General features: G+C 36.5%; 8 protein-coding genes and 1 tRNA gene. 6 read left to right on the top strand and 3 right to left on the bottom strand.

Annotated features, from left to right (window positions below):
- Positions 1–31: 31 nt before the first annotated feature.
- The 4 genes from J8M14_RS03080 to J8M14_RS03065 all read left to right on the top strand — a co-directional run bounded on the left by J8M14_RS03080 (position 32) and on the right by J8M14_RS03065 (position 17051).
- Positions 32–2431 carry a cellulase family glycosylhydrolase gene (locus tag J8M14_RS03080; RefSeq protein ID WP_211072943.1) on the top strand — a complete coding sequence of 800 codons (2400 nt, stop codon included), beginning with the start codon at positions 32–34 and terminating at the stop codon, positions 2429–2431.
- 70 nt (positions 2432–2501) lie between these two features.
- Positions 2502–6398 carry a carbohydrate-binding protein gene (locus tag J8M14_RS03075; RefSeq protein WP_211072941.1) on the top strand — a complete coding sequence of 1299 codons (3897 nt, stop codon included), beginning with the start codon at positions 2502–2504 and terminating at the stop codon, positions 6396–6398.
- A gap of 130 nt (positions 6399–6528) precedes the next feature.
- A complete protein-coding gene (locus tag J8M14_RS03070; RefSeq protein WP_211072939.1) occupies positions 6529–13482 on the top strand; it encodes a PKD domain-containing protein in 6954 nt (2317 codons plus the stop codon).
- A gap of 170 nt (positions 13483–13652) precedes the next feature.
- A complete protein-coding gene (locus J8M14_RS03065) occupies positions 13653–17051 on the top strand; it encodes a PKD domain-containing protein (RefSeq protein ID WP_211072937.1) in 3399 nt (1132 codons plus the stop codon).
- Positions 17052–17235: 184 nt separating this feature from the next.
- On the opposite strand, the gene J8M14_RS03060 is transcribed toward J8M14_RS03065, so the two are convergent.
- From J8M14_RS03060 to rseP, 3 genes are all read right to left on the bottom strand, one after another.
- On the bottom strand, positions 17236–23532 hold the full coding sequence (locus J8M14_RS03060; protein WP_211072935.1) for an ELWxxDGT repeat protein: 6297 nt from the start codon (positions 23530–23532) through the stop codon (positions 17236–17238).
- Positions 23533–23914: 382 nt separating this feature from the next.
- A tRNA-Asn gene (locus tag J8M14_RS03055) sits at positions 23915–23988 on the bottom strand.
- Positions 23989–24084: 96 nt separating this feature from the next.
- Positions 24085–25419, bottom strand: a complete 1335-nt coding sequence (gene rseP / locus J8M14_RS03050) for an RIP metalloprotease RseP (protein WP_211072933.1) — start codon at positions 25417–25419, stop codon at positions 24085–24087.
- Between the two features lie 163 nt (positions 25420–25582).
- Between rseP and J8M14_RS03045 the strand changes: the two genes are divergently transcribed.
- Both J8M14_RS03045 and J8M14_RS03040 read left to right on the top strand, forming a co-directional pair.
- Positions 25583–26254 (top strand): SCO family protein, encoded by a 672-nt coding sequence (locus J8M14_RS03045; protein WP_211072932.1) that lies wholly within the window; start codon positions 25583–25585, stop codon positions 26252–26254.
- Positions 26255–26358: 104 nt separating this feature from the next.
- Positions 26359–26586 (top strand): FeoA family protein, encoded by a 228-nt coding sequence (locus J8M14_RS03040; protein WP_211072931.1) that lies wholly within the window; start codon positions 26359–26361, stop codon positions 26584–26586.
- The last annotated feature ends 7 nt before the right edge of the window (positions 26587–26593 follow it).

Here is a 26593-nt window from a genome sequence, read left to right as displayed (position 1 = left end):
TCTCTTTTTTAACTAACTAAAATAAGATGAAATGAAAAATACAATAAAAAGTATAAAGTGTATTTGTACTGCTTTGACCATACTATTAGTATTTGGTATGTTTTGCAAAGGATCAGCTCAGGAACAAAACTGGCTTTCAGTTTCCGGGAATAAATTATTTGATTCTACTGGAAAAGAAGTGAGACTTACCGGGGTAAACTGGTTTGGTTTTGAAACACAAAACTACTTTCCTCACGGAATATGGACCCGTGATATGAAAAGTGTACTACAACAAATCAAGGATCTCGGATTTAATACCATAAGAGTACCTTGGTGTAACGAAATGTTAAATCCAGGAGCTACGATAACCATCCCTTCCTATGGGTCTGATGGTTATACAGGCATATCTCCAATGAACGAAGAGGAAGCCACAGTGACTAAGCCCATTGAACTTATGGATATTTTTGTAAGATGGTGTCAGGAGAATGATATGAAAATTGTCTTAGATAATCATTCTAGGGCTGCAGATGGTTTTTTAAACGAAGCTGTTTGGTATACTCCCGAGTATTCAGAACAACGGTGGATTGATGATTGGGTTTTTATAGCTGATCGTTATAAGAACTACTCAGCTGTTGTAGCTATGGACCTGAACAATGAACCTCACGGATCTTCCTGGGGGAATAGTAATCCCGCTACAGATTGGAACAAAGCTGCAGAGCGTTGTGGTAATGCTATATTACAAACTAACCCTAATGTGTTGATAATCGTAGAAGGTGTAGGTGAATTTGAAGGAAATTCATATTGGTGGGGCGGACAGTTGATGGGTGCAAAGAAGTATCCTGTACAATTATCTGACCCCGGTAAATTAATGTATTCTGCTCATGAATACGGTCCGGAAGTAGCCCCACAAGATTGGTTCGAAGCTCCTAATTTTCCTCAAAATATGCCTGGGATATGGCAAGAGAACTTTCACTATTTATATGAAGAAGGAACTTCTCCTTTATTCGTAGGAGAATTTGGGATCAAAAATCAAGATGCCTTTGGTGGTATCGCCTATACCTGGTTTACTGAGTTTACTAATTTTATGGGTGGTATTTATTCCTGGACCTTTTGGAGTATGAATCCTAATTCTGGTGATACCGGAGGAATTTTACAAGATGATTGGACTTCTGTAAATCAATGGAAATTAGACGTCTTAACACCTCATTTGGCGCCGCTAATCCCTAATGTTGTGGGTGGCACAGTTAATCGACCACCTGTTGCCAGATTTAGTAATGATATAGCTTCTGGCGATGCTCCATTAACAGTTCAGTTTGATGCTTCCACTTCTTCTGATCCGGATAATGACACACTTTCATATTCTTGGAATTTTGGAGATGGTACTACCGCTACAGGAGTAGGAATATCACATATTTTTACTCAGCCCGGAAGTTATACAATTACGCTTACAGTAAGTGATGGATCTTTAAATGATACTGAAACAACGACAATTGTAGTTAGCAACCCCGATACTTCTGTAATAGTAACAGCAGATATTATTACTAGTGCTTCTGGAGGAGTAGCGCCAGCTACTATTTCTTTTGATGGTTCAGGCTCTTCAAGTTCTGATGGTAGTTCGCTGGCATATGCTTGGGATTTTGGAGATGGTACTATAGGAAATGGTGCTACAATATCTCATGAATATATCACCTCAGGCAATTATATTGTGACATTAACAGTGACTAATTCATCGGGGAATACTGATAAAGCAACTTCTTCCATTGTGATTACAGAACCTGGAAATGGTGGAGATTGTAGTTTTGGGGCTCCTCAGGTTGATCCATTACCAACAGTCGCAAATGTTGCTTATACAAAAATCTATGTTTTAAGGTCTGGAGGTCCTAACTTAAGCAATGTAACCAATTTTACAATTAATTGGGATCTTACAAATAATGGGCTATGGCAGTTTTCAATGAATACAAATAATGGCTCTCCAGATTGGTGGAATAATTTATTGAATAACATCACTGCTCAGAATTTTAATGCTGCACAACCAAGTATAACCCTATCCGGAACGGGATTCCCCAATCTTGATGGAGCGTATAACGCTACCCTAGATGGTAATAATTTTGTACTAGTATCTAAAACAGGAACATTTACTATCTATTTCAGTAATAGTGATATTCCTCCAGTTTGTAATACTTTAAATAAAGCACCAAAAGTTTCAGATGCTTTTAGGATTGAAGCATTTCCAAATCCAGTATCGGATATTGTTTATGTAAAAAGTAAAACTACTATGGATGGAGCTATCCTGAATTTAGTAGATATTACAGGAAAGATACTAAAGACTACAACCGTAAAATCTAATGCAGATGGGACTTCATTAGATATAGCGGATCTTAGACCAGGATTGTATTTTATCAAAGTATACCATAAAAGAGAAACTTTAACGAAACAAATCATTAAGAAATAAATTTATATAAGAACCAAAATCTACCCCTAGTTAACATCTAAATCATACGTTTAACTAGAATTTTTTAATTATGAATCTAACAAAATTCAAATTTTTAATTGCATTTCTTCTTTTAGGAGTTCTGGCAAAAGCCCAGACTCCCGAGGGAGAATTAAAGAGGTGGCATAAGGTCAGCCTTACTTTTAACGGTCCGAATACTTCTGAAACTGCGAACCCCAACCCTTTTTCAGACTATAGACTAGAAGTCACCTTTACGCATCAAGGAAGTAACAGAAGCTATAAAGTTCCTGGTTATTATGCTGCGTGCGGTAATGCAGAAAATAATAGCTGTACCTCAGGGAATAAATGGAGAGTACATTTTGCCCCGGACGAAACAGGAAATTGGAACTGGTCAGCATCTTTTACATCAGGATCCAATGTCGCGATCAATGGAGGTGGATCGGGTGCAGGTTTTATGGATGGAAGCACCGGAACTTTTAGTATTGCAGAATCTGATAAGTCCGGAAGAGACTACAGAGCTAAAGCTAAGGGTATGCTAAAGTATGTAGGTGAGCATTATCTAAGATTCGCTGGTACGAACCCAACAAGTCCTAATGGTCCATGGTTTGTAAAAGCGGGAGCTGATGCACCAGAAAACACATTGGCATATGATGATTTTGATGCTACTCCTAATAGAGGGAATAGACGTAAGTCCTGGAATCCTCATCAGCAGGATTACTTAGCTTCTGATGCAAGCGCCTATACCTGGAATGGTGGAAAAGGGACTGAATTACTTGGAGTTGTAAGATACTTGTCTAATAAAGGGTTGAATGCTTTTTCGTTTTTAACATTAAGTCTACATGGAGATGATGAAAATGTATTTCCACACCTGTTAAAAGTAGGAGTAAACACATACAACGGATACAATGATGGGCAGCAGTGGAATCAAGGAGTGCACAAAGATAGATTTGATGTATCCAAACTTGCTCAATGGGAAAAGATATTCGAGTATGCTGATAAGAAAGGAATGTTTATGCATTTCAAGACCTTAGAGACCGAAAATGATAATATCATGGATAATAATGGTTTTGGTCGTCAAAGAAAATTGTATTACCGGGAATTAATTGCTCGTTTTGGGCATCACTTAGCTCTAAATTGGAACCTTTCTGAAGAAACAACCATTCCGGATAATGTAGTAAAGTCTACTGCTAGTTATATTAAGCAAATAGACCCTTATGATCATCATATCGTAATCCATACCTATCCGAATCAACAAGATCAGAGATACAACCCTCTTTTAGGAAATAACTCAGTTCTTACCGGAGCATCTGTGCAAACGGATAAAAATAAAGTACACAATGATGTGAAACGATGGTTAGAAAAATCTCGTAACGCAGGTAAAAAATGGGTGGTTGCCAATGACGAACAAGGAAGTGCCAATATTGGAGTCGATCAAGATGGAAAGGAAGATAAACTGGTTAGACATAAGGTGCTTTGGGGGACACTTATGGCAGGTGGAACAGGAGTAGAATATTATTATGGCTACCAAACCGGAGAAACCGATTTGTCTGCACAAAATCATAGGTCCAGAAATAATAAATATTCTGATGCATCTAGAGCATTGCAATTTTTTAACAACAATTTACTTGGGAATTTGACAAGTATGGTATCTTCTGATGGAGTTACTTCGGATAACAATGATTATGTTTTAGCTAAGGCAGGCGAGATATATGCAGTGTATAGACCTAATGGTGGTTCTACAGGACTTAATTTGCCTAATGGAAATAACAAATATGATGTACAGTGGTATAATCCTCGTAGTGGAGGCAATTTAACTACTAAAACTACATTGGGAGGAAGTCTAGTTGCACCTGACAATAATGATTGGGTGGCATTAATCATAAAAAAAGGCTCTGGAGGAGGAGATCCGGATCCGGATCAATGCGCCGCTTTAGAACAAAATGGAGTTGTAGCTGTTGAAGCAGAACATTTTAAAAGTCAATCTAAAACCAATAAAAGAAAATGGTATGTTTTAGATGGTAGTTCTGCTACACCAACACCTGACCCAGATCCAAGTCATCACAATGGAGCTAGTAGTGGAGGTTATCTAGAAATATTACCAGATACAAGAGTTACTCATGGCGACCCATTAATTAATGGAGAAAACTTTAGTAATACTCCTGGTCAGTTGGCAATTATAGATTATAAAGTAAAATTCACTACTCCGGGTAAATATTTTGTTTGGGTACGAGCACATTCTACAGGATCTGAAGATAACGGAGTTCATGTTGGAATAGATGGAACTTGGCCTGAATCAGGTCAAAGAATGCAATGGTGTGCTGGTAAAAATCAGTGGACCTGGGAGAGTAAACAACGTACGGCAGCGAATCATTGTGGCGAAGCACAAAAAATCTTCATTAATGTTCCAACGGCTGGGATACATACGATTTCATTTTCTATGAGAGAAGATGGATTCGAGATGGATAAATTTGTATTGTCAAAAGCATATACTAAGCCTACCGGAAATGGCCCTGCCGAAGTATTAGTAGATTGTGGAGATGAAAACAATGGGCCACAAGTGGTCATGACTTCTCCTGCAAATGGAGCGGTATATCAACCCGGAGCAACAATACCATTAATAGCTAATGCATCAGATACTGACGGTACTATTGCCAAGGTAGAGTTTTTTGTAAATGGAAATTTGGTAGCTACAGAAAATATTGCTCCTTATAATACAACTACCACAATTGCTAATACCGGGAATTATACGATAACGGCAAAAGCTACAGATAACGATGGTGCAGTAACAACTTCTTCAGGAATAAATATTGAAATAAAAGAAGATACACCACCTTCTGATGTAATAGATATTCCAGGTAATTTTGAAGCAGAGAGTTTTATTTCAAAATCTGGAAGTGTACGTATCGAGAATACTCCCGGAACATCTAATAAAAACTTAGGATATATCAAAAACGGAGATTATACCGAATATGAGGTAAATGTAGATTCGGATGGAGAATATACTTTTGATTTTTATGCTTCCAGTGCTGGTGTTGGAGGAACAATAGAGGTTATAGAAGCTTCAAAAATCGTGGGTTCAATTACTATACCCGTTACAGGACAATGGCATAGCTATAAGAAATATACTTTAGATGTATCACTTTCTAAAGGTAACAAAACATTGAAGCTATTGTATAAAGGAGGTACGGGGTATCTGTTTAATATAGATAAAGTGGTTTCTTCTAAAATCGTTGCTGTAGAACAAACAGTTACTTTGTCTCCAATTCAGGATGCTTACCTTCAGGGGGCTACCAGATTTAATAATACTATTGTTAGGGTAGAGCAAAACAAAAGAACAGCATATCTGATGTTCGATCTTTCTTCAATTAACGGAACGATTACCAAGGCACAATTGAAATTTAAGGTTGCCTCTGATCCTGGTAACGGTAATCTTAACGTGAATAAAGGAACTTCTAATAATTGGACGGAAAACAACTTGTCTAATGCTAATAAACCTTCAACAGGGGCTTTATTAGGTAGTTTAAATACTACTTATGAATTAGGAAGTAATAAAATAGTAAACCTTAATACAGCTTCAATTTCTGGTAATAAGTTATCATTGGTTATGAATATGACTTCTGGAAATGATTTTGCTTTTGCTTCTAAAGAAAATGGAGCAAATACACCTCCTCAGCTGGTGATTACTTATAAAGAAGGAGCAAGGCAAAGAGAGGTATTGAAAGAGGATATGAATATTAAAGTCGATAGAAATCCTGTTCAGGATAAACTGGTCATTAGAGGAAACGATTTTCTGGATGGCGCTAGGGTTAGTTTAGTTAACATGAATGGTACTATAATAAAAACTATCCAAGTGCAATCAAGAGTGAAGGAAGTTGAGCTAGATACGGATGATCTTCCTGCAGGAATATATTTTGTTAAGCTTAATCACAAAGCTAAATCAAGAACATTGAAAATAATGAAGAATTAATTTTTAAACCATTTAGACACATATTGAAGGAAGCTATAGGCTTTGCAAAATAGCTTCCTTCTTTTTAACTAAGTTTTTTTTGCAAAAAAACAGTAACCCTACACTTTACACGCAAACTTTTCGCTTACCCATGGAATTAAAAGAATACAATCAAAAGAATAGGGGTTTTACCTTTGTGAAAAATAATATTCGAAAGCTTTGTCTTGTCGTAATATTAATTACAATAGGTTTAGCTATTAAATCATTTACACAAGTGTATGATGGTACAGCAGGCCCAAAAATGACCACACAAACCTGGCCCGCAGGAACATTTCTGGCCAATTTTCCAGAAGGGGATAGAATTAACACTTACCACCGTAACTATTTAATGATTAATGGTCAGGCAGGAACAGGTGTTTGGGACGTTTCTAATCCTACTGCACCAAAAAGAGTACAGTTTAGTGATGCCGCAAATAATGGTCACAGATGGTGGAAACTGGAAGGAGATTTATTTTATAGAGAATACTCTGTACCAGAAGTAGAAGGGACAGGATATAAATATCTAGATCTCTCTAATATGTTGGATAGGAAACCAGTCACTTCTTCTGATATTTTGTACACCGTAAGAGATGGACAATCTAATTATGATAATTTAGAAACGTTTCCTCACACTATTGACGGGAGTAGAGTTTTTGATATGAGAACAGGAGTACAGGTAGATGATATTCCTGCTACTGTTTCTTTACCAGATGTGGTAGTGCGTGTAGGAAACTATGTTTTTTATGCCCCACAGACAGGAGATATAAGTGTATTTGATTTTGGAGACCCGAATAATATTAAGTTTTTAGGATCTTTTGGTGGAGATATTCCTCATGAACAATACAGTACTGGAATCCAGTTATGGAGAAACTACCTTGTCTTTATGAGTGGTAATCAAGGACCGGATGCTTTAGTAGGATTTGATATTAGTGATCCTACTAATGTAAAAAGAGGATTCACTTTACATTCGGATCAAATTACTTTAGGACGATATATGATCTTTCAGGATGAATATGGATTTTCAGGAAGATTTGATAGAGGAGTAAAGTTCAATTTTGAAAAAATGGAGATTGAACAAGAATTCTTTCCTCCATCAAGTGATGAAACATTACAGTTCATAGATAATCAATGGATGCCAATAGGTCATATTCTTATAGCAAGTGGAGATGATAAAACGTCTATTTTTGCTCATCAGGATGGATTAGACACCAATCCACCAACGGTTGGGCACCATTTTCCTATTGCCGGAGCTATAAATCAACCACAAACAACTACATTAGGTTTTGTAATTAATGAAACACTAGATGACCTTACCTTAAATGATGAAACCATACAAGTAAGTCCTTTAGGAGGAACACCTATAAAAGGCGATGTAACCACAACGTCATATCAAGTCATCAATTATGCTCCAAGAGAAGCGTTATTACCAAATACTACTTATGAAGTAAAATTTATTGAGGGTGGAGTAAAGGATGCTGTAGGTAATGGAATGGAAGAATATATCTTCTATTTTACCACAGGTGGGGATACCTCTAACCAAGCTCCGGAAGTTACAAGTATAGATTTAAGTATTCCTTCTCCTGTAACTATAAATACTGCAATAGATTTTACAGCGAATGCTACTGATTCGGATGGAAATACGTTGACATATCGATGGGATTTTGGAGATGGTTCCCCAAAAACCGAATGGGTTGGTAAAACAACATCTCATACGTATACAGAAGCTGGTAATTACCTCGTTCAGGTTCAGGTTTCGGATAATAACGGAGGGTTTATAGTAGGGTCTCAATCTATTGTTGTTGTGTCTGGAACGCCTTCAGTATTACCTACACAATCAGGGCCAATCACCGTAGATACAACAAACAGAATTGTTTGGTCTGTAAATCCTGATAATAACACCGTAACGCTTATAAATGCAGATAACTTAACAGTTATTAAAGAAGTTGCGGTAGGTAAAGATCCGGTAAATGTAGCGCTAGACAGTGAAGGAAAAGCCTGGATTACCTGTCGTGATGCTGATGAGGTGTATGTGTTGAATACAGATGGATCATTAGTCACAAAGATTGCATTATCAAAAGGATCACGCCCATATGGTATTGTCTTTACACCGGATGGGAGTAGAGCATTTGTATCTGCTTTTGGATCAGGACAACTCATAGAGCTTTCACCAGTAACAAACACAATAAAAGGATCTTTGTATATAGGATCTACTCCGCGAGCCTTAGCAATTACGGGAGATGGAAGTAAGTTATTAGTTACTAGGTTTATTTCTGAAGATACAGAAGGAGAGGTTTGGGAAGTAAATCTAAATACCTTTAGCTTAAAAAACACAATTCCATTAGTTATAGATGATTTTACTGTGGATAATGGAAATGAAGGCAGAGGATTACCTAATTATGTTGCAGGTATAACTATTCATCCGGATAATACATCGGCTTGGTCAGTAGCTAAAAAAGATAATACGCTACGTGGATTAGCAAGAGATGGTAAACCTTTGACCTTTGATAATGTGGTGCGTACAGCTATTTCTCCTATTAATCTAACGACTAGTCAGGAGGAACTTGCCAAAAGATTAGATATAGACAATCATGGTCAACCGTCCTCGGCATTGTATACACCAACTGGTAATTACCTTTTTGTGACTATGCAGGGAAATAACAGAATTGTGGTCATAGATCCCAAGCGAAGATTAGAACTACTAAAGAAAGATGTGGGTAGAGCTCCTCAAGGGTTAGCAATAGACCAAACTACAAATCGTGTTTTTGTAAAAAACTTTATGGATCGTAGTATTTCTGTTTTTGATGCGTCAGATATGATCAATTCAGGAAGCAATACACTCCAAGAAGTATCAACTATAAATACAGTAACAACTGAAATACTATCTCCTGTTGTATTAAAAGGAAAACAAATTTTCTACGATGCCTCAAATTTAAAAATGGGAACCGACGGGTACATTAGTTGTGTAAGTTGTCATAGTGATGGTACACAGGATGGTCGTACCTGGGATTTTACAGATAGAGGGGAAGGGTTAAGAAATACAATTTCCTTGGTTGGTAGAGCGGGAACAGCACATGGTAGAGTACATTGGAGCGCGAATTTTGATGAGATTCAGGATTTTGAAAATGATATTCGTTTCCATTTTAATGGACAAGGATTCTTAAGTGATACTGACTTTAATGAAGGAACTACTGCCTTATCTCTTGGAGATGCTAAAAAAGGAAAGTCCGCAGATCTAGATGCACTAGCTGCCTATATAGAGTCGCTTAGCACATTTGACCCTAGTCCATATCGTAATGCCAACGGAACTTTAACTACTGATGGAGTCGCAGGAAAATCGTTATTCGAAGATTTAAAATGTAATTCGTGTCATGGTGGTGAAGCTTTTACTGATAGTCCAGCTGGTAAAATGCATGATGTAGGGACTATTGTATCAAACAGTGGGAATCGTTTAGGCAAAAAATTATTGGCATTAGATGTTCCTACCTTAAAAGATGTATGGGCTACGGCACCGTATTTACATCATGGTGCAGCAAAAACTCTGGCAGAAGTATTTACCAAGTACAATGCAAATGATGCTCACGGTGCAACATCTTCATTAAGTGTTACCCAGATAAAGCAGTTAGAAGCATATCTTAAACAAATAGATGGGTCATCAGTATCGCCGGCAACACAACAAACACTAAAAATGGCTTCTCCAATAGAGGGAACCGTTATCGATAAGGCTGATCCTATTACGTTGAGCATAGAGACCAATATAGAGGGCGTTACCAAGGTAGAATATTATGTAGATAATACATTAGTGAAAGAAGTAACTACAGCACCTTTTGAAGTCACATGGACTCCGATTATTTGGAAAACATATACGATTACTGCAAAAGTTTTTTATAACAATGGACATACAGCTTCAGTTACACCAGAGATCAATATTAAATATAAGAATACCATTGAAGTGATGTTTGTGGTTGGTGATAAGAATAATTTGACTTCTGAAGATCAAAGAATCAAATCACGTTTAGAACAAAAATTAGGGTTTAAGATCACCTTGTTTTCTGATGAAGAAGCGACTAGTCCACAATCAGCAAATCCGTTTGATTTGGTGTTGGTATCATCTACAGTAGATCCAAGAGAATTAGGAAATGACCTGGAAGCTGCCAGAGTGCCATTAATGACTTGGAATCCATTTATGTATGGTAAACTCAGGTTAACTACCGGAGAATTAAATACAGGGTATGGATTTACCAGTGAAGGGTTTTCAACAATCGATGTTGTTGATCCAACACATCCTATGGCTGTAGGTGCAGGAGCAAGTACATCTTTATACTCTATTTCACAAAGTCTGCCTTTTGGTAATCCAACAGCGGATGCGATAGTAATTGCCAAAGCGGGAACAAAACCAATTTTATTTGGTTATGAAGCTAGTCTTAATATTCCTTCAAGAAGGGTAGCTTTTCCATTAAGAGACCAGTTTATGCATTTGTTGACAGATGAGGGACTGAAAATGTTTGATGCAGCAGTGTTATGGACACTCCATGGTGGGGATGCAGATACTCCAATCGGTCCTTTGCCTGATGTATTTTTTGAATCTCCTCTTGATGGTGAATTAGTAAATACTCCATTGGAGATTAAATTTAAAACAGAAGGATGGTCGATACCATCTCAGCAGTACAAGCTAAGGTTCAGAATTGATGGACAAGATAGAGGTTTAGTCACAAGTGGAGGAATACTTACGGATCCTACTACCTTAACAGAAGGACCGCATGAGCTAACCTTACAAATGGAGCGTAGTGATAACTCTTTAACTGATCTGGGAGAAACTATTACAGTAATTGTTACCAAGGATCAATTGCCGCAAGACCCCACTGCAATTATTCAATCCCCAACAGATGGGAGTCTAATAGGAACTAGTTTCGATATTGAATTTTCTACCTTCAAATGGGATATCTCACCAGGAGGGCAGCATATAAAATATTTCATTGATGATGTTGAGCAAGGATCGGTTTTCGAAATAAAACCTATTCCTATTGCTAATCTTGCAGAAGGAAGGCATACAATAAAACTAGCTTTAGCTGAGGCAGATGGCACATTAACCGGTGATCCAACAGAAATAGCTATTACAGTAGATGAGCGATTTAATAATTTGCCAAATACACCATTTAGTGTAGCATATAGAGATAATAGTACATCTGCTGGTGCAGTGGAACTAAAGCCTGTTTTCCAGGTCATTAGTGAAGCCTTAGAAGCGGTGAATCTAGCAGATTTTACAATTAGATATTGGTTCACTCCAGAAAATGATGTCCCTATGGATTTTAATGTAGATTATTCTGCTGTAACCGGTACTACAGGAATTTTCAACACCACAGGAACACAACACTATCTCGAAGTTGGTTTTGGAGCTTCTTCAGGAAGCTTGGCTGCAAATGGAAAAACAGGTGAAATTCAAACTAGATTACATCATTCAGGATTCCAGGCTCACGATCAAAGTAATGATTTCTCTTATGATGGTGGTAAAAGAGCTTTGACGCCACACGTTTTAGTAACCTTATATCGCAATGGAGAGTTAGTGTGGGGATTAGAACCCACAGGTGTTGTAACAGATACTAATGGAAAACCTACAGCTAATATTTCTACAAACATCACACAAGGGATGGCACCATTAGCGGTTACTTTTGATGCTTCTGGCTCAACTGATCCGGATGGTGACACATTATCATATAGCTGGGATTTTGGAAATGGCGATACAGCAATAGGTGTGACAACATCTTATGAATTCAAAGATGTTGGGGACCAAAATATAACATTAACCGTAGATGATGGTAAGGGTAAAAGTGATACAGCCTCAGTAATCATCAAGGTGCTTAATCCTGCAATCGCAATAGAGGCTAATTTTGTAGCAACTCCTATTTCCGGAACAATTCCGCTGGTTGTTAATTTTGATTCGTCATCATCAGTATTTCCTGTAGGTAGTACAATTAGTTACACTTGGGATTTTGGAGACGGAACCTCAAGCAACGATGCAAACCCTTCACATACATATTCACAATCTGGATCTTATGTGGTAACCTTAATTATAAGTGATAGTATAAGCACAGATGTTTCTGATGTGGTAACTATTACCGCAAATGAACCTAATACACCTGTCGCTGAAGCCAATTTCGTATCCGATATTACTACAGGAATCGCTCCTGTCATTATTAATTTTGACGCTTCTACTTCGACAAGTACTGGTGGTGTTATCTCGTCGTATTCCTGGGATTTTGGGAATGGGACAACAGGTACGGGAGTGACAACTTCTCATGAGTTTAGTGTAGCAGGTGAATATATAATTACATTAACTATTGCTGATGAGGTAGGAACGACTGATACAGTAAGTAACACAGTAACTATAACTGAACCTGGCACTACCGGTGATTGTAGTTTTGGAGCACCACAGAATTCAGCTTTACAAACACTTGCAAATGTAAGCTATACAAAAGCACATGTGTTAGGTGACGGAGGACCTGATTTAAGTAATATGACCAATTTTACCATAAATTGGGATTTAGAGAATAATGGATTGTATCAGTTATCGATGAACACAAATAATGGTTCACCAAGTTGGTGGATTAATTTGATGTCAAGCATCACAAGTCAAACTTTTAATGAGACACAGCCTGGGGTTACATTCTCTGGAACTGGGATTCCAAATTTTGATGGGATATATGAGGTTACTGTTGATACCGATAATTTTGCATTAGTATCCAATAGTGGTTTTACTATATATTTTAGTAATAGTGCCACAGCACCTGCTTGTCAAAATTTAGTTAGAAGCCAACCTTTTGGTAAGAACACAAAAAGTGTAAGAGCATTTCCCAACCCTGTTATCGATGATTTAACACTACAAAGCGAACAAAACCTTAAAGGTTCGATGATTAGACTAGTCGATATTTCAGGAAAAGTGATGTCTACACAATTTGTTAATGATAATGTAAAACAGATACAGGTAAATATGGGTGCTTTAGAAGGAGGAATATATTTTGTTCAGATTCAAAATCGAAATAATATTATTGTCAAACAAATTATCAAATAAGGACAAAAATACTATTGGGCATTTTTTATTCTCACCCAATGCCCAATAGTACTATAAATTTAGAAAGAATCAAGGAAAGTATAATAAGTGAGGTTAGAGTTTTATAAGGTTAATTGGAATGGTAACCATAAAATTTATGTAAAAAAGAACAACTTAACTAAACTTTTATTATGAAAACAAACCTTAAAAAGCTACTTGCTTTGTGCTACATATTTCTGTGCACGAGTTATTATTTGTATGCACAAACTCCTGGTTTTGTATATACAGAAGGAGAAAAATTCATGTTGGATGGGAAACCTTTTTATTTCTCGGGAGCAAACGTATATGATTTTTTTACCTATGGATCTTCTAGTGGAGATATAGAAACCCAATTTATGGATAAGGATCGTATCGATGCCCATATGCGTACTTTGTATGAAAATGGAGTACGAGTTGTACGATTATGGGGATTTAGCCACGAAGATTGGCATGGGTTTGAACCTCAAAAAGGAGTGTATAGTGAAGGTCAGTTTTCACTCTTTGACTATGTAGTGAAATCTGCTGAAGCCAATGGTATTAAACTTATTGTAGCATTAGAAAACTATTGGAATGACTATGGAGGTATTAAAGATCGTCTAAAATGGGAAGGGATTGATGTACAAGGAGCTGGAACCCATGATCAAGGGCAATTCTTTACAAATCCTTCTGCAATACAAGGATTTAAGGATTATGTAGAGTATTTCATTACTCGTATTAATCATTATGATGGCGTAGCGTACAGGGATGATCCAACGATTTTAGCGTGGGAGTTAATGAATGAACCAAGATATCAGGGATTTGGAGATGATCTTACATCTGATACCTTAAGAGCATGGGTGGATGATATGGGGCAATTTATTAAATCTATTGATTCCAAGCACCTTTTAGGAACTGGATTGGAAGCACATGGCACGAAATATGGTTTTGGAGGAGATGAAGGAAATGATTTTATAAAAATTCATCAATCCCCATTTGTAGATTTTACATCAGCACATCCATACATCAGAGAAAGCTGGTCTAATTTTACCTTAGAAGAGACAATGGCTTTGATGAAGCAATGGGCAGATGAATCTCATAACATTATCAAAAAACCATTGTACGTAGGAGAGTTTAATGTAGAAATACAAGAGCGATATGAATGGTGGGAAGAGATGTATCGTTTTATAGAAGAAAATAAAATAGGAGCAAGTGCCTTTTGGTGGTTTCCAGACAATAAGACACCAAGGGATAAATTTGGAGTGTTCGAAGGTGATGTAGAAGTAGCAATATATAAAGAACATGCACTTAGAATGGAAGAAATGTCCGGAGGAGAATCTATTTACCTTTCATTAATGTCTCCTAAGTCTGGTGATAAATATGTTTCAGGTAGTGATGTTCATATCGAAGCAAACTTGATCAATGAAAACAGAACAGTTGCCAAAGTGGAGTTTTTTAGTAATGGTATTTTAGTAGGAGAAGATATTGCTGCTCCCTATGAATTTGACTTAAAGGGGTTACCTGATGGTCAATATCAGATCACTTCTGTAGCTACTGGAGTCAACGGTATAACAAAAGAATCTACGCCCAGAAACATCCAAATAGGAGGAGAAGGTGTGTTAAACTTAGAATATAAAGATGCTTCGACAGCAATGGTTAGCAATGTTATAAAACCACATTTTAGATTATTTAATAACTCATCACAAGATGTGCCTTATGCTAACTTAAGCATCAGATATTGGTTTGAAGCAGAGGATGATCTACCATTCAATTTTTATGTGGATTATGCAATGATTGGTAGTAATAATCTTAAGGGAGAAATAGTAAAAACAGAAGGTAAAAAATATTATCTGGAAATTACTTTTGATCCCGCAGCAGGAGTATTGGGTAGAAATGATGGTTCAGGAAGAATGGAACCCAAAATAGCGAATAGCGTATGGTCTAATACAGATCAATCTAATGATTACTCATATGATGGTACCAAGAAAGCATTTACAACCTGGGAAAAAGTTGGGTTGTATCTTAATGGGCAACTTATAAGTGGTATTGAACCGGGTACAACTATTGATGCTCCAACAGCAGTTATCTCAGCTTCTACAACCTCTGGTAATGGACCATTGATAGTTTCATTTGATGCTTCCGGTTCTACGGACCCTAATGGAGATGTATTGACATATAGTTGGGATTTTGGAAATGGCGATATCGCTACAGGTGTAATAGCTAGTTATGAATTTATAGAATTTGGAGATCAATTAGTTACTTTAACCGTGGATGATGGTAATGGAAACTCAGATAGTGAAACGATTACAATTACGGTAACAGATCCTAACCAGCCTCCTATAGCGTCATTTACGAGTAATGTTAATAGTGGAATAGCGCCTGTTTTAGTAACTTTTGATGCTTCTGGCTCAACTGACCCTAATAATGATCCATTAACCTATTCCTGGGATTTTGGTGATGGAAATACTGCAGTAGGTGTTACAACAACCTATGAGTTTACCACAGTAGGAGAATTTGATGTTTCACTCACTGTAAGTGATGGAAAATTAGAAGACAGGATTACTAGTAAAATAGTAGTTACCGATGGCAAACCTATCATAAGTTTGATAACGGATAGAACTTCTGGAATAGCACCATTAGAAGTTAATTTTGACGCATCTGCTTCTGTAGATCCAGGAGGAAATACATTAACCTATTCTTGGGATTTTGGAGATGGAAATACTGATGTGGGAGCAATTGTTACTCATGTTTTTAATACTGTTGGTCAGTATACGGTAACACTAACTGTGGATAATGGGCAAGGTAATATTAATACAGAATCTGCAGTAATTACAGCTCTAGAAGAACCTACAGTTTCTGATGTTTTGATATCTTATAGAGATGCAGGTAATGGAAACACCACAGATAATTCGATAAACCCACATCTAAGAATTATAAATAACGGAACAGAACCTATAACTTATAGTGATATTACTATTCGATATTGGTTTACTTCAGAGAATAATAGTGATCTTAATTTTTGGTGTGATTGGGCACAACTAGGTACAAATAATGTGCGTGGTACATTTGGTCAAGCTAATGGAATGGATTATCTGGAAGTTTCTTTTAAAACAGCTGCAGGAAGCCTATTAGCTTCAAGTAATTCGGGGGACATACAAGCTAGATTTGCAAAATCGAATTGGAGTAATTTTGATGAGAGCGATGATTATTCCTATAATACCTCTTTTACAAATTTTCAACCCAACGATAGAATAACAATGTATTTGAACGGAAATTTGATTTGGGGTATCGAACCGGTTTTAAACAAAATTGCCTCGGTGGGCAATCTTGATTCTTTAGGTATCAAAATTTATCCTAATCCAATAACTGATATCATTACTATTACGGGAGTATCAAATGGAGCAGGTATCAAAATATTTAATTCTACAGGTATATTACAAAAAGAAGTAGTGATAACAGATGATAAAAATACTATCAATGTTGGTGATTTACCATCAGGGTATTACATTTTAAATGTTCTGGAAAAGAATGGATCAAATAAAACTATAACCAAAAGAACATTGATCAAAGAATAATTGCTTTTGTACTTATTTTTAAATATGGGTTGTCAATTACAGACAACCTCTATTTATGTTTAAAACTATATATTAGTAAGAAAAACAGATTTTTGTTATGCTATTTTCTTAAGTTAGTACATTGATTATTAGGTTAATGTAAGTTGGTGCTAAAATTCATTATCTCAAAACCAACACTCCAATGTTATTCCTTAATAAATTTTTTGACTAAAGTTTTTCCTCTATAATCAAAAAATATGATTTCGATCATATACATCCCGGATGGTAATTCAGCTACATTGATGATATCATTTTTAGAATAATCAAATAGTTGTTTTACCAAGCTTCCGTTTCCATCATAAATCGATAAGCGGTTTTTTGATGGGGTTTCAGAAATCTGAATCTCATTTACTACGGGATTAGGATATAATTTTATAAGTTCTTCTTGAATTTCTCCAGGAAGCACGGTTAAAGTATTAGTGACGGAAGTAGCAGCAGAGTAATTTTTATTTCCAGGCTGATGAGCAGAAATAATAACAACACCTTCTCCGACAATAGTAGCTATATTACCTGAAATGGTAACCACCTCGGGATTAGAACTGGTATAGGTAATATCTAATCCTGAAGAAGCAGTCGCTTTCAGTTCAAATGTAGGATCTCCAAACCTAACGTTTGCTAATGAGTCGAAGGTAATTACCTGACCTGCAGTAGTAATCTCTAAGGTGTTAGATTCAAAAGTGATGTTGTAATTAAGATTAGCTAATGTTCCTAGATTTATGGGATAGATCCCTACATCTTCTCCTACTGCTCTTTCCAGGCTTCCGGTTAGCAAATCGTTGGAAAGTAGATTTCCATTGGTGAAACTATAACTTAATTCTGGATCTACAGTGCCAAACACTTTACTTTGACCCGCATCAGCAGTAATTGTAATGTTTTTTTGAAGTACTGTCAAAGTTTGACTAACGTTAACTGCTTCATAGTTTTGGTTTCCTTCTTGTATAACCACGATATTTGTTGTTCCAGCTCCAACAATAGTTATTGTGTTTCCGGACACGGTAGCTACATTAGTATTAGCACTGCTGAAAGTAACTGCTAATCCCGATGAAGCTGTTGCATTTAGATTAAAATCTGGATCTCCATAAGTTACATCGGCTAATGGATCAAAAGTAAGTACCTGAGTTGCTTTGGTAATTTCAAAATCGTTAGATACAAAGGCAATATTGTAATTCGGGTTGTTTAAAGTTCCTTGGTTAATAGGATACGTTCCTGCATCTTCTCCGGAGATTCTTTCTAAATTTCCATTCAGAACATCTCCGCCTACTAAACTACCTGAAGTGATAGAATAGGTGAATACTGGATCTAGATCTCCAAACACTTTAGATTGGTCAGCATCTGCTGTAATTTTGATGGCTCTTGGTATTACCGTAAGTGTTTGCTTCACACTTGTGGCAGTGTTGTAATTCTCATTTCCTGATTGACTGGCAGTAATAGTTGTTGCACCAACACCAACAATAGTAATTGTGTTTCCAGATACTGTAGCTACTGAAGTATCCGAACTGTTATAGGCAACTGCCAATCCAGAAGAAGCTGTTGCATTCAGGTTGAATGTTGGATCTCCATACGTTACGTCTGCCAATGAACCAAACGTAATATTTTGATCAGCCGGAGTAATTTCAAAGTTGTCGTCAACATAAGAAATCTGATAGTTCGGATTATCCAATGTTCCTTGATTGATTGGATACAATCCTGCATTTTCTCCGGAGGTTCTTTCCAAATTTCCATTCAATACATCTCCGTTTACTATACTTCCTGAAGTGATAGAATAGGTGAATACCGGATCTATATCTCCAAACACTTTAGATTGTCCAGCATCAGCCGTAATTGTGATGGCTCTTGGTATTACCGTAAGTGTTTGCTGCACACTTGTGGCGGTGTTGTAATTCTCATTTCCTGATTGACTGGCAGTAATAGTTGTTGCACCAACACCAACGATAGTTATTGTATTTCCTGTAATAGTAACTACGGAAGTATCAGAACTGCTATAGGCAACTGCTAATCCTGAATCAGCAGTTGCATTTAGGTTGAAATCAGCATCACCATAAGTAACATCAGATAAACTATTAAAAGTAATGATTTGATCTGCTTTAATGATTTCAAATTCATCACCAATATAGGTAATGTCATATTTTGCATTAGCTAAAGTACCTTGATTGATAGGATAGGTTCCAACATCTTCTCCAGCGATTCTTTCTAAATTTCCGTTCAAGACATCTCCGTTTACTAAACTACCTGAAGTGATTGAATAGGTGAATACCGGATCTAGATCTCCAAACACTTTATTTTGACCAGCATCTGCAGTTACAGTGATGGCTCTTGGAAGTACTATTAATGTTTGGGATACTGAAGTAGCGGCATTATAATTTCCGTTTCCTGATTGGCTGGCAGTGATGGTTGTTGTTCCCATACCAACAATAGTAACCGTATTTCCAGATACGGTAGCTACTGAAGAATCAGAACTACTATAGTCAATATCCAATCCGGCAGATGAGGTTGCATTCAAGTTGAAATCAGCATCACTATATACTACATCATTCAAGCTATTGAAAGTAATTGTTTGATTTGCTTTTATGATTTCAAAGTTGTCTCCCACATAAGAAATCTCATAGTTTGCATTAGCCAATGTTCCTTGATTGATGGCATACAATCCTGCATCTTCACCTGTCGTTCTTTCCAAGTTTCCATTCAATACATCTCCACTTACTAAACTTCCTGAAGTAATAGAATATGTTAATACAGGATCTGCATCTCCAAACACTTTGTTTTGACCAGCATCTGCTGTCACAGTGATGGCTCTTGGGAGTACAGTTAAGGTTTGAGAAACATCAGTTGCGGGTTTGTATTCTAGATTTCCAGACTGACTTGCAGTTATGGTGGTTGTTCCTACGCCTATAATAGTGACCGTATTTCCAGATATGGTAGCTACGTTTGTGTCACTACTGCTGTAGGTAATAGTTAATCCAGAAGAAGCTGTTGCATTCAAGTCGAATGTTGGATCTCCATAGGTTACATTTGCTAATGGATCAAAGGTAATATTCTGATCTAATCGATCATATTCAAAAGCTCCGATATCAATCGTAGCTGTAGTATTTAGATCTCCATCAATAATACGATCATTACCTCCTAATCCTTTGACTTCGGTATTTGCGGTATTATTACCTTGATCTATTAATGGGGAAGTGGCTTGTAAATAGAAATCCTTATTAGCACCATCTTTGAATAACACATCGGTAACGGTAGTTCCATCAATATTTCCGGTACCAAATGGATTTTCTCCTTTTACATAACTATAGGTTGCTGTTAAACTTCCCGTACTTGTTGTATTGAAATTTAATGAATGTGAACCATCTACAATACTATTAGTTAAAGATATGTTTCCTGTGCTTGCTCCAAATATTCCAAAACCTGAAGCAGCCGTATTATTCACTACGGTAGAATTAGTAAATAGTAAATTTTGTGTTCCTGTTTGGAAAGGATTTTCTACGGTTGCAATATTGTCATAAAATAAACAATTGATAAAAGAAGTGTTGCCAGAAGTACCTTCAGAATATATCACTGCACCTAATTGTGCCTGATTATTTCTAAAAATACAATTGGTAATCACTAAATTATTTGAATCAGACATATAAATTGCTCCTCCATTAGTGTCAGTTGTTCTATTGATGTTGGTTTCGATAGTTGCGTTTCCACCTTCTATAACAAAACCATTGAGTAGTATATTTTCTCGATTCTCGATGTTAATAATCGTTTCAGAATTTCCTGCATCATCTCCTGGTATGCCAATATCACCACTTAAAATCGTTGTATTGTTTACCCAATCTCTTTCAGATAACATGGTTTCTGTTCCGTTAAAACCTCCATATATTTTTATGTTATCAGGAATATGAAATGTATCCGAAGAATTTTTTCCGGGTACATAGGTTCCTTGTTGCACCCAAATTTCTTCAACAGCAGGACAACTTTGAGCGATTTTTAAAGCTTGTTTTAGGGTAGTAGACTCACTCCAGGAAGTTCCATTGGCAGAATCAGTTCCTGTCTCACTTACAAATAATTTGTTTGAAGGTAAGCTGTTGCAATCGTACGGAATAAATACATAAAGTTCATCACTATGTATCGCATCCTTGGCACGAAAGTATAATCTATTATTTAGTGCTGTTAAAAAATCTACACTAGAACCTGAATTTTGTCGAGGATTGATATCTGCCGCTATTCGGGTACCTGCTTGGGTACCATCGGTTTCCCACAATTCGTCACCATGAATGCCATCATTAGCTCTAAAATATAAACGGTTGTTAAGTGCTCCAAAATAACCAGGATATGAGGAAAAATTACCTTGGTGGATATTGGCTACTAGTTGAGTACCAGCCTCGGTACCATCACTTGACCATAATTCTCTTCCGTGGATACCATCATCGGCCGAAAAATAAATTTTGCCATTAAATACATATAAGTCTTCAGGAGTACTACCATTAGTACCCGGGTTAATATCTTTAATTAATCGATTCGTATCCGTTGCTGGGTCAAAAGCCCAAAGCTCACCACCAGTTGTAGTTGGGTCATATGAAAAATAATACAGTTCTCCGTTATAAGAAGTTAAATGGCGAGGATACCCAGATGCGGTACCTACTCCTGTTTCAAAAGCTATGTTACTGCCTGCCTCAGTACCATCAGTTTCCCATACTTCTGTTCCATCGTTAGGGGTAGCAGCTGCTAAATACAACTTGTTATTTACAACTACTATTTCATAAATATTTGCCACCCCTGAAGTTAACTTAAAAACATCAATCATTTGGGTGCCCGCTTTGGTGCCATCAGTTTTAAAAAGCTCTTGACTACCTGTTGCATTGTTATAAATTGTGAAATATAACATCCCTTGCAAAACGGTTAAATGATTAGGGTTCGAATAATTACTTCCATCAACAACATCCACAGCTAATTTTGTACCAGCAGTAGTTCCATCGGTTTCCCACAATTCATTACCGTGGATACCATCATCCGCATCAAAGTATACTTTGTTATTAAATAATGTTAAGTTTGATGGTCCAGAAGCATTGGATCCTGCCCTAATGTCTTTTAGCATTTGGGTTCCTGCTTCGGTACCATCACTTATCCATAATTCATTTCCATTAATTCCATCACGAGCACCAAAAAGTAGCTTGTTATTAAATGCTACAGGATCTTTCATCGAACTATTGCCTGTTCTTTGATCGATATAGCTTATTTGTTGGGTGCCACTTTCAGTACCATCGGTACTAAACAATTCCAGACCTGCATTTTCGTCTTCGGCAGAAAAGAATAATTTGTTATCAAATACGACTAGATCTATTGGGTTACTTCGATCTGGCCCCGGATCAATATCAACAGCCAATTTTGTTCCGGCAATGGTTCCATCGGTCTCCCACAATTCATTCCCGTGGATTCCGTCATCTGCGGCAAAATACATTTTGTTGTTATACGTCGAAAAATTTTGTGGACGACTTCCACTACCTCCTGTTCTAATATCGTAAAAAAGTGTGGTTCCTGATACAGTACCATCACTTACCCATAACTCATTACCATTGATACTTTCACTAGCCTGAAAATATAACTTTCCATTAAAAACATACAAGTGACGAGTATTTGATCCATATGCTCCTACTTGAATATCCTTAAACAGTTGCGTTCCTGCTTCGGTTCCGTCACTTACCCATAGCTCGCTTCCGTGGATGCCATTATCTGCCTGAAAATATAATTTTCCATTATAGACTTCGATATCAGCAACTCTAGTACCTCTGGAACCAGGATAAATATCTTTTACGAGTTGTGTTCCTGCTTCGGTTCCGTCACTTACCCATAATTCATCTCCATAAACACCATCATTTGCTTCAAAATATAACTTGTTATTGTATATTTTAAAATCATTAGGATAGCTGTTAGACGAACCGGGATAAATATCTTTTACCATAGTGGTACCTGCTTCGGTTCCGTCACTGGTCCATAATTCGACTCCATTAACACCGTCATTAGCACCAAAATAGAGTTTGTTATTAAATACAGTGAGGTTACCAACACCTCCGTTACCTGGCTGTGGATTGATATCAGCGACCAATTTTGTGCCTTCTGGGGTACCGTCGGTTTCCCATAATTCAGCACCTATATGAGCACCTCTGGCAGAGAAATAAAGTTTTCCGTTTAATTCTACAAAATCCTTTGGATTCGAACTATAGCTTCCCGTTCGAATATCTGCTAAAAGATGGGTGCCTGCTGTGGTCCCATCGCTAACCCACAGTTCTTCTCCGTGAATTCTATCATCAGCCAAAAAGTAGAGTTTTCCGTTATACTCTGTGATGTATTCTACATAGGCATAACCTGTAAAACTCTGATTAATATCTTTTACAAGTGCTGCATGTTGTGCAAAAAAACTATAACTTAAAAGAAATAGGAATAGGGTAAAAATTTGTCTCATAGATAAAGGGGCTTTAAACAATTTTTATGGTTTTCTATAGCTTATACAGGTAGGTTTTAAAAAACCCTAGTTTTATTTGGATTTTTTTCGATAAAAGAAAAAGATATGCAAAGGCATGCCAAAGAGTGATAACAACATAAGGGGTTTATTGTGTATGAATACTATAGATTTTGAATGCTGCAAAAATAGAAGAGGATACTATATTTTGCTAAAAATTCACCCCTACAGATACCCCTACAACATGGTCTTGGCTATGGATTAAGGATTGTTAGGTGTTAGGTTGGATGCAGAATAATATACTTTTGTTTTACGGTGTTATGGATAAACTTTTAACCAAAAATCTTTAAAACAAAAAAGTCCAACATTGCTGCTGGACTTTTCGCTCCCCCTCTTGGGCTCGAACCAAGGACCCTTTGATTAACAGTCAAATGCTCTAACCAACTGAGCTAAGGAGGACTATTGCTTTTGCAAATATAGAGTGTTTTTCTCTTTTTGCGAGTGCAAATATATACTATTTTTTATATCTCCAAAAAGATTTTTTGATTTTTTCTTCTATTTAAAAATTGCTCGGTAAATATCATTACCATTTGCGAATAATAATAAAGCGATAAGAATAACAAAACCAATCAATTGCGCATATTCCATAAACTTATCGTTAGGTTTACGTCCTGCGATGATTTCATATAATAAAAACATCACATGTCCACCATCTAATGCAGGGATTGGTAAAATATTCATAAACGCTAAGATGATAGATATAAAGGCTGTAGTCATCCAGAATGCTAACCAGTTCCATTTTGAAGGGAATAGGTTACCTATTGCTCCAAAACCACCTACCTGAGTAGCCCCTTCTTTGGTAAATACATATTTAAACTGTGCGATATAATCATTCAGCGTCCAGTATCCTAACTTCAGACCTTCAGAAATACTTTCTCCAAAAGAATAATCCACTTTATTGATTTTTACGGCCTCGGGATCTGTTGACACCATAACGATACCGACTTTTTTATCTTCCGTTAGGACTAGATCGATTTCATTAACTTGTCCATTACGTTCATAAGTAATAACGGCAGTACTATCATTTTTTCTATGATTATTCAGCGCATAACCAAAATCAGTTTGATATTTGATTGGCATTCCACCAATTTTTAGGATTTTATCAGTTTTTAATAAACCTGCTTTTTTTGCAGGGCCATCTTCATCAATAGAATCCAATTTAAACGGATATCGATAATCCATAGCTATCATTTGCCCGGATTTAAAGATCTGTGTTCCTATATCTTCTGGTAAATTAATAGTTTCTGTCGTTCCATCGGGATGTTTTACGGTAACTGTCCTGATATCACGTACTAATAGGTGTCTTCCGATATCAGTATCATCAAACATCTCTTCGCCGTTAACAGTAACTAACTTATCTCCTTGCTGAAAACCATAATTCTCTAATAACTTGGTAACTCCAAAACCATATTTAATGTCATCTCCTTTAGAATAATTTTGACCCCAGGAAAAAATGATAAGAATGTATATTAAAACTCCAAGAATTATATTTACAGTAACTCCACCAAGCATAATAATCAATCGCTGCCAGGCAGGTTTAGATCTAAACTCCCAAGGTTGTGGCGGACCAGCCATTTGTTCCTTATCCATGCTCTCATCTATCATTCCGGAAATTTTTACGTACCCACCAAGAGGTAACCAACCGATACCATAAACCGTTTCTCCTATTTTTTTCTTGAATAATGAAAACTTGATATCAAAAAACAGATAGAATTTTTCTACACGAGTCTTAAATAACTTGGCAGGAATAAAATGCCCTAACTCGTGCAAAACAATTAATATAGATAAGCTCAATAACAGCTGAGCAGCTTTTACAAAAAATGGACTCATATTAGGTCTGACTTCAAAATTAAATCACGCAAAAGTAACCTTTTACGATAGTTTATAAAAGAAATACCTGATGGAGATATAGGTTTTAGTATTTTTTTAATGAAATTAAGAAAGATATACTGCGCAATCCTTGTAATTTTGTGCATTATTAAATGACACAAAAATGCTTCAGTTTTTTGCAAAATATAAGTTTTTTGGGATAGTGCTCTTTGTATTATCTGCTATAATAATTTCTATAATATATTCGATTCTTAAACCAAAAAGAACATTGCCAGTTTATGAACCTGAAATGGTGAGCACGGAATTAGTTGATAGCACAGTCCAGTATATAAGAAAATATCATAAAATAGCAGATTTTAAATTGATCAATCAAAACGGGGAAGAGATAACCCAGGAAAATTATAAAGATAAAATCTATGTAGCTGATTTTTTCTTTACAACCTGCCAAACAATTTGTCCAATTATGACGGATCATATGAAAGATATTCAGGAGCGATTAAGAGATGATAACCAGGTTTTATTATTATCTCATTCTGTGACTCCAACAATTGATAGTGTGGCAAGGCTAAAGAAATATGCTATCGAAAAAGGAGTAGACGATGCTAAGTGGAATTTAGTAACTGGTGATAAAAGACAAATTTATGATCTCGCTCGCAAATCCTACCTGGCTGCCAAATCTAACGGAGATGGAGGGCCTTATGATATGGTGCATACTGAGAATTTTGTACTAGTAGATAAAAAGAAAAGAATACGAGGTTTCTATGACGGAACTAACCCTGAAGACATTGATAAGTTGATAGAAGATATTGAGGTATTAAAGAAAGAAGACAAGTAATTTGATCTTTTAACTAATTCTTATGGCTATTTAAGGGATTTGACTTTTCTAGTATACTTTTTTCTTTTACTTTTGTCTTGTTTAAAATTAATCTAAATAAATACTTGAATACTACAATTGCAAATCTCAAAAAAGGTCAGCGCGCCTTGATTAAGGAGATTACGTCAGATATCATTCCTCTAAAACTATTAGAAATGGGCTGTTTGCCTGGTAATGAAGTGCAATTGCTTCAGACCGCTCCTTTTCAATGTCCAATGTATCTTAATATAAATGGAAGCCACTTGGCTATTCGCAGAGAGGTCGCGGCTCAGATAGAAGTTCAAGTTATTTAAGGGAAAT

The sequence above is a fragment of the Aquimarina sp. MMG016 genome, from assembly GCF_018100805.1.
Classification (GTDB): Bacteria; Bacteroidota; Bacteroidia; order Flavobacteriales; family Flavobacteriaceae; genus Aquimarina.
The sequence above is the reverse complement of the archived record's forward strand: the minus strand, read 5'-3'. Positions and strand labels throughout refer to the sequence as shown.